General features: G+C 42.6%; 13 protein-coding genes. 7 read left to right on the forward strand and 6 right to left on the reverse strand.

What is annotated here, in order from left to right; all coding sequences use genetic code 11:
• Positions 1 to 29 precede the first annotated feature (29 nt).
• Together FK004_RS02330 and FK004_RS02340 are read right to left on the reverse strand one after the other, a co-directional pair.
• Positions 30 to 1,019, reverse strand: coding sequence for a ribonucleotide-diphosphate reductase subunit beta (locus FK004_RS02330; RefSeq protein WP_108735793.1), 990 nt, complete (start codon positions 1,017 to 1,019; stop codon positions 30 to 32).
• Positions 1,020 to 1,493: 474 nt separating this feature from the next.
• A complete protein-coding gene (locus FK004_RS02340; protein WP_108735795.1) occupies positions 1,494 to 2,060 on the reverse strand; it encodes a DUF3109 family protein in 567 nt (188 codons plus the stop codon).
• A 164-nt stretch (positions 2,061 to 2,224) separates the two neighbouring features.
• Between FK004_RS02340 and FK004_RS02345 the strand changes: the two genes are divergently transcribed.
• The 3 genes from FK004_RS02345 to FK004_RS02355 are packed head-to-tail and all read left to right on the forward strand — an operon-like array spanning position 2,225 to position 3,677.
• The gene (locus FK004_RS02345; protein WP_108735796.1) at positions 2,225 to 2,812 is read left to right on the forward strand and encodes a MarC family protein; all 588 of its coding nucleotides are present in this window, start codon (positions 2,225 to 2,227) and stop codon (positions 2,810 to 2,812) included.
• 52 nt (positions 2,813 to 2,864) lie between these two features.
• Complete coding sequence (locus FK004_RS02350) at positions 2,865 to 3,065, forward strand: hypothetical protein (RefSeq protein ID WP_108735797.1); 201 nt, start codon at positions 2,865 to 2,867, stop codon at positions 3,063 to 3,065.
• Between the two features lie 3 nt (positions 3,066 to 3,068).
• Entirely contained in the window at positions 3,069 to 3,677 is a 609-nt protein-coding gene (locus FK004_RS02355; protein WP_108735798.1) for an FAD-dependent oxidoreductase, read from the forward strand.
• Positions 3,678 to 3,732: 55 nt separating this feature from the next.
• On the opposite strand, the gene FK004_RS02360 is transcribed toward FK004_RS02355, so the two are convergent.
• The 3 genes from FK004_RS02360 to FK004_RS02370 all read right to left on the reverse strand — a co-directional run bounded on the left by FK004_RS02360 (position 3,733) and on the right by FK004_RS02370 (position 6,431).
• Complete coding sequence (locus tag FK004_RS02360) at positions 3,733 to 5,316, reverse strand: S41 family peptidase (RefSeq protein ID WP_108735799.1); 1,584 nt, start codon at positions 5,314 to 5,316, stop codon at positions 3,733 to 3,735.
• A 15-nt stretch (positions 5,317 to 5,331) separates the two neighbouring features.
• Complete coding sequence (locus tag FK004_RS02365; RefSeq protein WP_108735800.1) at positions 5,332 to 5,760, reverse strand: deoxycytidylate deaminase; 429 nt, start codon at positions 5,758 to 5,760, stop codon at positions 5,332 to 5,334.
• A gap of 80 nt (positions 5,761 to 5,840) precedes the next feature.
• Positions 5,841 to 6,431 carry a HupE/UreJ family protein gene (locus FK004_RS02370; protein ID WP_108735801.1) on the reverse strand — a complete coding sequence of 197 codons (591 nt, stop codon included), beginning with the start codon at positions 6,429 to 6,431 and terminating at the stop codon, positions 5,841 to 5,843.
• A gap of 183 nt (positions 6,432 to 6,614) precedes the next feature.
• Between FK004_RS02370 and FK004_RS02375 the strand changes: the two genes are divergently transcribed.
• Positions 6,615 to 7,046, forward strand: coding sequence for a tellurite resistance TerB family protein (locus FK004_RS02375; RefSeq protein WP_108735802.1), 432 nt, complete (start codon positions 6,615 to 6,617; stop codon positions 7,044 to 7,046).
• A 58-nt stretch (positions 7,047 to 7,104) separates the two neighbouring features.
• Here the strand turns inward: FK004_RS02375 and fbp are convergent, their stop codons facing one another.
• Positions 7,105 to 8,115, reverse strand: a complete 1,011-nt coding sequence (gene fbp / locus FK004_RS02380; protein ID WP_108735803.1) for a class 1 fructose-bisphosphatase — start codon at positions 8,113 to 8,115, stop codon at positions 7,105 to 7,107.
• A gap of 167 nt (positions 8,116 to 8,282) precedes the next feature.
• Here fbp and FK004_RS02385 point away from each other — a divergent pair, with 167 nt between their 5' ends.
• The 3 genes from FK004_RS02385 to FK004_RS02395 all read left to right on the forward strand — a co-directional run bounded on the left by FK004_RS02385 (position 8,283) and on the right by FK004_RS02395 (position 13,567).
• Positions 8,283 to 8,753 (forward strand): GNAT family N-acetyltransferase, encoded by a 471-nt coding sequence (locus FK004_RS02385; RefSeq protein WP_108735804.1) that lies wholly within the window; start codon positions 8,283 to 8,285, stop codon positions 8,751 to 8,753.
• 33 nt (positions 8,754 to 8,786) lie between these two features.
• Complete coding sequence (locus FK004_RS02390; protein ID WP_108735805.1) at positions 8,787 to 10,043, forward strand: aspartate kinase; 1,257 nt, start codon at positions 8,787 to 8,789, stop codon at positions 10,041 to 10,043.
• A 110-nt stretch (positions 10,044 to 10,153) separates the two neighbouring features.
• Positions 10,154 to 13,567, forward strand: coding sequence for a hypothetical protein (locus FK004_RS02395; protein WP_108735806.1), 3,414 nt, complete (start codon positions 10,154 to 10,156; stop codon positions 13,565 to 13,567).
• The last annotated feature ends 24 nt before the right edge of the window (positions 13,568 to 13,591 follow it).

Raw genomic sequence — 13,591 nt, forward strand, 5'->3', positions numbered from 1 at the left:
ATAAAAAAACTGATTGAGGATCCGACGATTTAGAAATCAGCGTCGAAGCTGATTTTCTGAGAATCACTATCACCACCGGAACCGCTGTTCAAAACACCCGCTTTCTGGTATTCGGACACCCGTTTCTCAAAGAAATTAGTTTTTCCCTGAAGCGAGATCATGTCCATAAAATCAAACGGATTACCCACATTATATTGTCTTTCGCAGCCTAATTCCACCAACAGCCTGTCAGTTACAAACTCCAGGTATTGTGTCATCAGTACTGCATTCATCCCGATAAGGCTAACCGGCAGGGATTCTGTAATAAATTCCCTTTCAATATCCAGTGCATCTACAAGAATCTGCTTGATTCTGTCTTTCGGCACTTTATTCACCAGGTGATGGTTGTGCAGGTGTACTGCGAAATCACAGTGCACGCCTTCATCACGGGAAATCAGTTCATTGGAAAACGTAAGTCCCGGCATAAGGCCTCTTTTCTTCAGCCAGAAGATAGAACAGAAAGCTCCGGAAAAGAAAATTCCTTCTACCGCTGCAAAAGCAATCAGGCGTTCTGCAAACGAATCGGAGTCGATCCACTGCAATGCCCAGTCCGCTTTTTTCTTAATGGCCGGAAAAACTTCCAGTGCACGGAAAAGCTGGTCTTTTTCTGTTTCATCTTTTACATAGGTGTCGATTAACAGGGAGTAGGTTTCACTATGGATATTCTCCATCATGATTTGGAAGCCATAGAAAAATTTTGCTTCTGCATATTGCACTTCATTTACAAAATTCTCCGCGAGGTTTTCATTAACGATACCATCTGAGGCAGCAAAAAATGCCAGGATGTGTTTGATGAAATATTTCTCCTCTTCACTCAGTTTATTGTTCCAGTCATTTAGATCCTGATGCAGGTCAATTTCTTCAGCAGTCCAGAAACTCGCTTCCATCTTTTTATACCAGTCCCAAATATCATGGTGCTTGATAGGAAAAATGACAAATCGGTTTTTATTCTCTTGTAAAATTGGTTCTATTGCAGACATATTCAATTGAGTTTTATAGTGTTGCGAAAAAAGACTTTTTCGCGTTATTGCTGATACAAAGATTGTCATTCTTATTGGTAAATGAAAGTCAAACTTATCCACAATTCGGGGTAGTTTTTAACAACTCAGATTTTTCTTCCAAAAAAGAAATCGATAATATTAAATATTTGATTACAAGGCATTTGAGCCAAATCAAAATTACGAATAAATAGTGTTAAAACGCAGATAAACCGCGGGTTTTCGAACTAAAATCACCTTCAAAACCGTAGGGTACGCAAACTAAGGGATCAAAATATTTTAAGCGTTATTTTTGAAGTTAATCCACAAATAAACCAGAAAAATAATCATATTCTTCGCTTTCATAACAACGTAAAAATCAGTTTGGATTTCGTGCAAAATAAAAGAGGCATTTGAAGCAGGAAAATTACTCATCCGCTTCATTTTTTCTTTATAACAGAAATTCGCTGGCTTATTTTATCCTTTTAATTCGGTCGCTACTTTTTCAAGTTCCATATACCAATCTTCGCCAAATCTCCGGATGAGGGCCTCGCGAACAAATTTATATACGGGAACTTCCAGTTCAGCACCTAGGGAACAGGCGGGATCACAAATATCCCAACGGTCGTAATTAACCGCGGAAAATTCTGAGAAATCCTTAATACGGATCGGGTACAAATGACAGGAAACCGGTTTTTTCCAACTGACAATACCCTGATTATAGGCTTGTTCAATACCACAGAGTGCGGTTTTGCCATCAAAAATCACATAAGCACAGTCTTTATTATCAATCAGCGGCGTCTCCAGGTCACCGTCGGTTCCTGTTACCCAGGTTCCCTGTGCTTCAATTGCCGCTATACCTTCTTTACGTAAAAAAGGCTTCACTTTAGGGTAGATTTCCTCCAAAATCCGGGTCTCCTCCGCACTTAGTGGCGCACCCGCATCACCATCAACACAGCAGGCACCATGGCAGGCTGAGAGGTTGCAGACAAAATCTTTTTCTAAAATATCTTCCGATACTATGGTTTTTCCTAATTGAAACATGGCATTAAAGTACTGTAATTATTGTATTATTTCGTAATCGGCAAAGATACAAAGGATATATTCACAAATATGCAATTCAGTGAATTATAGCTAAAAATTAATTTATTCATAGCCACAATGCCAATTTATTGCAATATTTTTGCACCTTTATAATAAAAAGAATTATGGAGTTTGATTTAGGGTTCGACTGGAGGGAAATTGTTACAGCTACGATGGTATTATTTGCCGTGATCGATATTTTTGGCAGCATCCCAATCATTATTAACCTGCGAAATAAAGTTGGAAAAATTGAATCGGAAAAAGCCTCTATAGTAGCCGCTGTCATCATGATCGCGTTTCTTTTTGTCGGCGAGGAAATCCTGAAACTCATCGGGATCGATGTCAATTCATTTGCTGTTGCAGGATCCTTTGTGTTATTCTTCCTGGCATTAGAAATGATATTAGGCATACGCCTGTACCGGGATGAAGAAGCGAGTACCGCCTCTATTGTTCCTATCGCCTTCCCGCTTATTGCCGGAGCCGGAACCATGACCACCCTCTTATCGCTGCGTGCAGAATACAAAACCATCAACATTATCGTTGCCATTGCCTTAAACATCATACTCGTTTATATCGTACTGAAAGCCTCTGCAAAAATAGAGCGGATCATCGGTCCCAATGGACTGGGTATTATCCGTAAGGTCTTTGGCGTTGTACTTTTAGCTATTGCTGTTAAATTATTCGCAACTAATGTTAAAGGTCTTTTTGAATAATTGAATATTTAATAATTTTATCGCATAATTTTCTTTCCAGAATACACACCTCATGAAAGTTTTCACTACAATACTCGTTGTTTTAGCCTTAGGCTTAATTGTCTTCAATGTTACATTACTGGATTTCAAAAACCCATTTGCAGGAGACAGCCTTGTGGCATTAATTGGAATTGCCAGTTCTTTCTGTGCGGTTTTAATTATCCTGATCTTCAGAATGTCCCGTATGGTAAACGAGAAAATAAAAAATCAATAGTCTATGTTTGACGTTTTAATCATCGGAGGCGGTGTTTCTTCGATGTCCTGTGCGCTGATTTTAGGATCTGCCCACAACAAGCCTTTCGTTGCTGATAAAAAAACAGGGATTCTTACCCACCAAAAAGCCTCTTCACTTCAGGACGCCCTTTTCAATAACGCTTATGGCATCCCTCCTGGAAAATTAGGCTCGGAATTATTGACCGAAAGTACCCAGCACCTCAAGGATATGTACCCACAGATCCAACAGATTCCAGATGAAAAAGCAATGAAAATTGAAGGCAGCTATCCTGCTTTTACGGTTATTACCAATAAAAACAGCTATACTACTAAAATTGTTGTGTTAGGCGTAGGTGCTTCCAATTCTTTTCAAATTGAAGGACTGATGCAATACGTCGTGCCCCATGCAAAAATGCCAGCGGTTAAACAACGGATCCAATTGACCAATACCGATCATAAAGTAGCCGAAGGCATCTACGCCATTGGTACACTGGCAGGATGGAGAAGCCAGCTGTCGATCGCTGCAGGTAGTGGTGCTTCTGTAGGAACTGATATCCTCACCCTATGGAATGACGGCAATCATGCCGATGCTCACGATAGCATTAGAAAATAATAGTACAAACTTACAGATACAAAAACAGCCGGTTCAAGCCGGCTGTTTTTGTATCTTATAATGTCTTAGCGTCGAGGGCTTTCTTTACCATCGCATCTTCTTTTAAAATGATCTGGTAATATTCTTTTTCCCCATACAGCTGCCGGGCAAATTCTGCCGTGAGGTAGCGCTTTACAAGGCCTTTGTTATGATCCAAAGGCAGTGTCACCCCATTGTTCTTCAGGTACTTTTTAAAGTTGGTAAAATAAGTGTCGTTTTTATCCATCTTCAAAAGAAAGTCCGGAAAGGCTACCCCTTCAAATTGCTTACGATCTTTATCCAACTGCTCAAAAACAAAATAACTCACAATCCCTGACTGCATCACCAATCCTATCGATTCGTCTCCATGCTTACCTTCTAACGGCACAAACACATCCGGAACAATACCACCACCGCCATACACAATTTTACCTTTTGGGGTTTTAAATTTCAGTGTATCAGCTATTTTGATACTGTCTGCAGCATAAAGTTCGCCGGTTTCATAACGGTGCCCAAATTCTTTAAAATATTCCGCAGCACCATGATCATACGATTTCTGAATTGATCTTCCGGTAGGCGTATAATAACGCGCTACGGTAAGGCGTACTGCCGAACCATCACCTAATGGCATTTCGCGCTGCACGAGGCCTTTACCAAACGAGCGTCGCCCGATGATGGTTCCCCTGTCATTATCCTGTATGGCACCTGCGAGTATCTCACTGGCAGAAGCACTATTTTCATTAATCAGTATGGCCAGTTTTCCGGTTTCAAAAATCCCGCCTTCAGTCGCATACGTTTTATCTTCTTTTCCGCCTTTATTTTTGGTCATGACGATCAGGGTTTCGTCTTTCAGCAATTCGTCCGCAATACGTACGGCTTCTTCAAGATAACCACCCCCATTTTCCCGTAAATCGATCACCAGGCGCGTAGCACCTTCCCCTTTGAGCTTGACCAGCTCCCTTCGGAACTCACTGTACGTCGTTTCTGCAAAACGGTTAATCTTGATGTATCCGGTATTTTTATCCAGCATGGCCGAAATGTCCACACTTTTTATCGGCACAACATCGCGTTTGACACGCACCTTGAATTTGCGGTTCTCTTCCTTCCGGTAAATTGTCAGGGTCACTTCGGAATCTTTAGCGCCTTTTAGCTTTGGAAACAAACTGTCATTTGGCAGCTTCCGGCCAAACAGCACATCATTATCCGCCATCAGGATACGATCCCCCGACTTGATTCCGGCTTTTTCAGATGGCCCGCCTTCTACCGTCTTGATTACGGCAAGCGTATCTTTATACATATAGAAATTGACACCAATACCCACAAAATCGCCTCTCATGCTCTGGGAGACTTCCTGTAGATCTTCGGAATTAATATATACGGAATGCGGATCGAGTTGCGCGAGTATATCATTGACAGTGATATCAATAATGGAGTCGGTATTGACATTATCAACATAGTCATTTTCGATAAAATCGATCAATCGGTTGAGTTTGCCTTTGTTCGTAGCATTGGTGGTAAATCCCGTTGCGGGTACCGAAAAGTTAATTTTGCCGCCAATCAGGATTCCGAGCGCCAACGCTCCACAAACCATAATAGGCACATACTTGGTATTCATCTTCATTGATCTGTCCTCATTTTATTCAACACTTGAAACATATTCCACTTCGACCCCTGCTTTTATCAAAAAATCAATACCGGAAGTATCTTTATAATTTTCATAATAGACCACTCTTTTTATTCCCGATTGGTGGATGAGCTTGCTGCATTCTTTACAAGGGGAAAGGGTGATGTATAATGTGGCTCCCTCACAGGATTGGGTAGAGCGGGCGACTTTTAAAATCGCATTGGCTTCAGCATGCAGCACATACCATCGGGTATATCCCCCATCGTCTTCGCAGCAGTTTTCAAAACCCGAAGGCGTACCATTATAACCATCAGAGATGATCATGCGGTCTTTCACTATGATAGCTCCTACTTTTTTGCGCTTGCAATAAGACAGCTGTCCCCATTCTTTGGCAATCCGAAGATATGCCTTATCGTATTTGTTGAGTTTTTTTACATTCATCCTCTGATGCAGGCCTGGTTTTTAAAGCTTATAAAATTAAGTTGCAATTTATTAGTTCTGCTGTTATTATCGTTAATTTTTTACCAAATTTTACTTTCGATAATCATTGGCAAAACTACACCAATTATGAATGCGGACATCGTTAAAGACCAGTCTCTTTTTGAAAATCTGAAAAAAGTCTGCACCACATACGAAAGGATCAGTATAACCAGTACCACAATCAGTTGCGCGGCTTCGATTCCCAGGGCAAATTCCAATAAAGGCAGTATTTTTCCCGAAGGCGATCCCGGCAATATGGTCTTGAAATAATTGGAAAAACCCAGTCCGTGTATGATCCCGAAAAACAGGGTCACAAAACCGGCAAAGTTAATATTATTAGTGTTCTTGGAAGACTTACCGGATGTAAAGAGATTGTAGGCTGCGGTACAAAGGATCGTAATAGGAATCAGGAATTCCACTACGTTGACATTGATTAAAATGATCTTATATACCGAAAGTAACAAAGCGGTTGTATGGCCTAATGTAAAAAGGGTAACCAGGACCAGGACCCTGCTCCATTCTTTAAAACTGTACGGTACGGTTAATGCCATCAGGAAAAGTACATGGTCATAGGCGTGAATATCCAAAACATGTTTTAATCCTATATTAAAATACAACCAGAACTCCGACATAAGTGATAACGTTTATAGTATTTGAGAAGCCAAACTTACAATTTATTTTGAAAATAAGCGATTGGTTTACAAAGTCATCCCCAGTGTTTTCGGCAAAACAGGTAACGAAATGAAAATCTTTCATAATATTAACGGTTAAAATTGAAATAGATTTATATTTGCAAAATATTTAAAAAAACGATTATGTCAATTTCAGATTTATTTGATAGCGGATTTAAAAACAGAAACAAAGGTCATTTTGCTTCTATTGTTCGTGTAGCAATGGAGAATGGCCACCTGAGTCCGGAAGAAAAGATTTTCCTCGATAAGCTTGCCACCCAATTAGAAATTTCTCCTGAAGAATATACAGAAATTTTAGCAAATCCTTTCCGATACCCAATTAACCCACCGTACCTGCACACCCAACGTTTGGAACGTCTTTATGACCTTTCCCGTATGGTATATGTAGAGCATGTATTGGGGCAGCGCCAAAAAGATATCCTTAAGAAATTTGCCCTTGCTTTAGGGTTTACCCCAGGCAACGTAACGTACATCGTAGACAAGTCCCTTTCGCTTTTAGTGCTGAATGTCGACCTTGACACTTTCCTTTTCGAAATGCAACACATGAACAAATAATAAAAAAGCCCTGAAATTCAGGGCTTTTTTTATCGCTATTTTAGAGCATTCCGTATGCCTACAAAACTGCTTTCTTCATAAACTCTTCGGCTTTTTCCACCATATTGTAGCTACCGCAGAAAAACGGTACGCGCTGGTGCAGTTCTGATGGCCGGATTTCCATAATACGCCCAAAACCATCAGAGGCTTTTCCTCCTGCCTGTTCCGCTAAGAAAGCCATTGGATTACATTCATACAATAATCGCAGCTTCCCGCTTGGTGCTTTGGAACTGGTAGGGTAAATGTAAATCCCTCCTTTGATCATATTCCGGTGAAAATCGGAAACAAGGCTACCGATATACCTTGAAGTATAGGGCCTGTCGCCTTCTTCCAACTGGCAATATTTGATATAATCTTTCACCCCTTGTGGGAAATGAACATAGTTCCCTTCGTTAATGGAGTAAATGTGCCCGTCTTTTTTATATTGCATGTTGGGATGTGACAGGTAAAAAGTCCCTATAGCCGGGTTCAGTGTAAAACCATTGACCCCATGTCCGGTCGTGTATACCAGCATGGTTGATGTCCCATAGATTACATATCCAGCCGCTACCTGGTTGATTCCCGGTTGCAGGAAATCTTCCAGCGTTACCGGGCTTCCGATAGGCGTTACCCTGCGGTATACGGAAAAAATAGTCCCTACAGACACATTCACATCAATATTGGAGGAACCGTCCAACGGATCCATCAAAACCACATATTTGTTATTATGGCTTTCATCTTTACCCTTGATTGTGATAAAATCATCATTTTCCTCGGAAGCGATACCACAAACGATCTCCCGGTTAATAAGTGTCTGAATGAACACTTCATTGGCATACACATCGAGCTTCTGCTGATCTTCGCCCTGGATATTCTGTTCTCCTGCCGCACCGATGATATCGACCAGTCCGGCTTTATTTACTTTATAGTTGACAACCTTTGCCGCCAGGCGGATGGAGTTGATAAGTCGTGATAATTCTCCCGAAGAATATTGAAATTCTTCCTGCTTTTCGATAATGTATTCCCCTAAGGTTTTGTTGCGTTGGTCCATGTACTAAAACGTTGTAGTTAACGTTCACAAATATCGTTTTTTTTGTGAAATAGAAATAATTATTACAGTATAGTTTTCCATAATTGTACATTTGCTGAAATTTAAACAGCAATTGTTAGTAAAGCATTCCCTTGTTTAGGAGCTACCAACATCAAAACCAATATTCCATGCAGATCCGTAAAGGAAATAAAGCAGATATGGCGGCAGTTTTGCTGCTCATCAAAGAGTTAGCCGCGTTCGAAAAAGAACCGGAAGCCGTAGTCATTACCGTGGCCGACCTCGAGCGGGACGGATTCGGGACAGTGCCGCTATTTCATACCTTTGTCGCCGAGATCGACAATGTGATTGTAGGCGTAGCTTTATATTACAACCGTTATTCCACCTGGAAAGGAAAGACCATTCACCTCGAAGACCTGATTGTCAATGAAAGCGTTCGGGGTAAAGGCGTTGGTTTTGCTCTATATTCCGAAATCATCCGGCAGGGCAAGACAGATAATGTCCGCCGAATCGAATGGAATGTACTGGACTGGAACACGGCGGCTGTAGATTTTTATGTAAAATCCGGGGCAGTAGTCCTGAAAGACTGGCAAACCGTACAAATGGACGAAGTGGGTATCGCCAGGTTCCTCCAGCAATAAATAGTATAGAATTCAAATTTTTGTGTTAGAATTATGAGAGTATTCAAATTTGGTGGCGCTTCGGTTAAAGATGCTGCCGGTGTCCGAAATGTTTTTGATGTGCTTCAGGTGGCCGGCTATGAAAATGTGATCCTGGTAGTTTCCGCTATGGGAAAAACGACCAATGCCCTGGAAGTGGTAATCAAAAACTATTTTGCAAAATCACGGGAACTGCAATCTTCTGTACAGGAAGTGCGCAAATACCATAACGAAATCCTGATTGACCTTTTTGAGGACGATAAGCATGCGGTCTTTGCAGCTGTCAACAAGCTTTTTTCCGACCTCGAGAATTTCCTGAGCGAGAACAAATCGCCCAACTATAATTTTGTCTACGACCAGATTGTGAGTTATGGAGAGCTCATCTCCACGACCATTATCAGCCACTATATGACCTTTAGGGGTATCACTACCGAATGGCTGGATGTGCGCAATTTTATCAAAACCGACACCAACTACCGGGATGCTACTGTAGACTGGGATGCTACGCAAAAGAATATTACCAAAAACGTCAAAACCAAACTGCTGAATATCACTCAGGGGTTTTTAGGATCTGACGAGAACAATTTCACGACCACGCTTGGCCGTGAAGGATCCGATTATACGGCGGCTATTTTTGCCTATTGCCTGAATGCCGAAAGTGTCACCATCTGGAAAGATGTACCGGGCGTGATGAATGCAGATCCCCGCTATTTTGAAAATGCCGTATTGCTCAACCAGATTTCCTACCGCGAAGCGATCGAGCTTGCTTTTTATGGGGCGACAGTAATCCACCCTAAAACGCTGCAACCACTGCAACGCAAAGAGATTCCATTATATGTCAAGTCATTTATCAACCCTACCCTTGCCGGCACAAGCGTAAGCAAGGGTGCCGATCTGGAACCGCACAGCCCGTGTTTTATCGTAAAGAAAAATCAGCTGCTGATCTCGCTGTCCTCGATCAACTTCTCTTTTATCATGGAAGAAAACATCAGCGAAATTTTCGCGTTGTTGCACCAGTTCAAGATGAAAGTACACCTGATCCAGAATTCTGCGATTAGTTTCTCGGTATGCGTAGATGATAAATTCGGGAATTTCAAGGAACTGAAAAGCCTGTTGTCCAAGAAATTCAAAGTCACCCATAATGACGATGTTTCGCTCTATACGATCCGTCATTTTACCGATGCCGCTTCCAAAATTGTAGAGAATGGTAAAGATGTCCTGATCAAGCAGGTGAGCCGCGAGACCATGCAAATCGTCACCAAGGCCGAATAACCTAATACCATACTGCCGGGAATACCGTTAAATTAAGTGGCGATCTCCCGGCAGTATTGATTTTTTAAGGGACAATACACTACTTTTGACGTTTTGGAGTTATTAAGAGTATGTTAAAAAAGTTACTTTTCCCGATCGTCCTTTTTTTCTGTTCCGTAGTAGCGGCCCAGGAAATCAATCCATCGCATAAAAGTATCCGCATTGCTGCCACTTCCGATACCATCCATATTGACAGTGTGAGCATCAACCCCAACGGATTCCGTGTCCGTACGGCCAGCGGACAGGTGATTGACAGCACCGCCTACACCATCAATTACCAAAAAGCAACCTTACTTTTCCGAAAAGGCAAAGCAGCACCAGGAGACAGCCTTACGGTAGACTATGTTAGCCTCCCCCATTTCCTGACCAAAGAATACAGTATTTATGATGACAGCAGGGTCGTCAGCAACAGTGCCTTAAATGGCAGTTTATACAAAGTCAACGCTACGGCCCTCAAGCGTTTTGTTCCTTTTGAAGGGCTAAATACTTCCGGTAGCATTACACGGGGCATCACAATCGGGAACAACCAGAATGCCGTGGTCAATTCGGCACTCGACCTGCAGATTACAGGTAAGATCTCCGATAAAGTAAGCCTTCGCGCCTCCATACAGGACAGCAACATTCCCTTGCAGGAAGGTGGCTATTCCCAAAAGCTGGACGAATTTGACCAGATATTCATCGAACTCTTTAGTGACAAATGGAGCATCCGCGCCGGGGATCTCTTCTTAGAAAACCGCAAATCCCGATTCCTGAATTTCAATAAAAAAGTACAGGGTGTCGCGGCCAATTTCGAATTCGGCACACCCGATAACAAGACTACCATATTTGCGTCTGCGGCACTCGTCCGGGGCCAGTATGCCAAGAGCACTTTTACCGGGCAGGAAGGCAATCAGGGCCCGTATAAACTCAAAGGCAGTAATGGAGAATTGTATGTCCTGGTCATTTCGGGAAGCGAACGGGTCTATGTCAATGGGATCTTGCTCGAACGTGGCGAAAACAAAGATTATGTGATTGATTATAATGCCGGGGAAATTGTATTTACCTCGCTTTTTCCAATCACTTCCGAAATGCGTATCAATGTCGAATACCAATTCACCGACCGCAACTATACGCGTTTTGTAACTTATGCCGGAGTAACCCATGAACGCAAGGACTGGAGTATTGGTGGCTATCTGTATTCCGAAAATGATGTCAAAAACCAACCGCTACAGCAAAACCTTTCGCCCGAACAGGTACAGGCGCTGGTTGATGCCGGTGATGATCCTACACAGATGGTGGCGCCATCAGCTTATATTGACAGCTATTCCGCCAACAAAATCCTGTACCGTAAAATCACGGTCAATAATGTGGAAGCCTTTGAATATTCTACCAATCCCGAAGATGTACTCTACAACGTCCGTTTCAACTTAGTAGGCAACAATCAGGGGAATTATACGATCGGGAATAATGCCGCAGTAGGTAAGATCTACCAGTATGTCGCCCCGGTTAGTGGCGTACCCCAGGGGAATTATGAACCGATCATCCGGCTGGTACCACCAACAAAAATACAGATCGCCACCCTGATGGGAAAATACAACCCGGACGAAAAGACCAATATCGATTTTGAAATCGGGGTGAGCAACAATGACCTCAACCTCTTTTCAACCCTCAACGACGATGACAATACAGGCATGGCAGGAAAGATCAATGCTAAAAAAAGGGTGTATGACAAAACCTGGCAAATTGATGCCTTTGCCAATTACCAGTTTGTCCAGAAAAACTTCCGGACCATTGAACGCCTTTTTACCATTGAATTCGACCGGGACTGGAACCTGAATACCACCACTACGGGGAATCAAAGTTTCCTGATTGCCGGTGCACGTTTTAACCTGCCGCAGAAAGGCTATTTCAATTACCAGTTTGAAAAACTGGATTTCTCCGATACCTTTTCCGGTAGCCGCCAGGTATTGGATGCCAATTTTAAGTTTGGGGGCTGGAGGCTGCTCAATCACGGAAGCTACCTCAAGAGCGATGGTACTTATGCCGAATCCCAATTCATCCGGAACCAGTCCCAGGCGCGGTATCATTTTGGCAAAAACTGGGCGGGTGGTACGTTACGATTGGAAAACAATGAGGAGAAAATCAAGGAAACCGGATTGTTCTCGGCTTTAAGCCAGCGGTTCACCGAGTTTGGTGTGTTTACCGGACGTGGGGATTCTACCAAAGTATTTGTGGAAATCGGTTACCTGAACCGGGTAAATGACAGTTTGCAAAACGGGTTGCTAAAACGCGTGAATGCCTCCAATTCCTTCTACCTGAAATCACGCCTGATCCAGAATGAGAAAAGCGACCTGTCATTGTTCGTCAATTACCGGAGCCTGAAATTTGAAGACCGCAGTATTCCCAATGAACCTTCACTCAATTCGAGGTTGCTGTACAACGATCGTTTCTTTGACCAGTTAATCCAGCTGACTTCAGCATTTGAAACCACTTCCGGAACCATCGCCCAACAGGAATTCACCTATATCGAGGTCGATCCCGGCCAGGGGATTTATATGTGGAACGATTATAATGGCAATGGCATCCAGGAGCTACAGGAATTTGAAGTTGCTCCCTTTATCGACCAGGCAAAATACATCCGGGTCTTCCTGCCCAACCAGGTATTTGTAAAAACACATCAGAATAAATTCTCCCAATCGGTCATCCTGAATGCGATGCAGTGGCAAAATGAAAAAGGCTTCCGCAAACTGCTGTCTTATTTTTACAACCAAACCTCCTATCTCGTCGACCGTAAGATCATCCGCGACAAAGACAATTTCGACCTCAACCCTTTTGGGAAAAATGGTGATGATGTCCTGGGCCTGAATTCCAGCCTCCGAAACAGCCTTTTTTACAACCGTGGTAAGCAGAATCATTCCGTGACCTATACCTACTTGAGCAATAAAGCCAAAAACCTGCTATCGGTGGGATCCCAGGAAAACCGGATCAATTCCCATCAATTGCAGTATGTGCATTTGTACAAAAAAAGCTGGCTTGTTACCTTGTCAGGGAAAACAACCGCAACGACAACCCTTTCCGAGAATTATGAGAGTAAGAATTATGAAGTCCATGCCCGGCAGGCTTCTCCTAAAATCTCCTACCTGTTTTCGAAGAATGCCAGTTGGGATGTCTTTTACGAATACCAGAAAAAGAAAAATGATATTGGTAACCTGGAAACACTCAACCAGCAGCGTATCGGGACTTCTTTTACCTACAACAGTGACAAAAAATTTTCGATGAATGGCGAATTCTCCTTTTACCAGAATGATTTTACCGGTATTGAAACCTCAGCCGTCGCCTATCAGATGCTGGAAGGCCTACAGGCGGGACAAAACCTCACCTGGCGGTTATTGCTCCAGAAGAACCTGACGCAATACCTCGACGTCAATATCAATTACCAGGGCCGGAAAAGCGAAACCAGCCAGACCATACATACTGGAAGTGTGCAGTTAAGAGCTTACTTTTAGCCCGAACTCTTTTTTATTTATTAT

The organism is Flavobacterium kingsejongi, from assembly GCF_003076475.1.
GTDB classification, from domain to species: domain Bacteria; phylum Bacteroidota; class Bacteroidia; order Flavobacteriales; family Flavobacteriaceae; genus Flavobacterium; species Flavobacterium kingsejongi.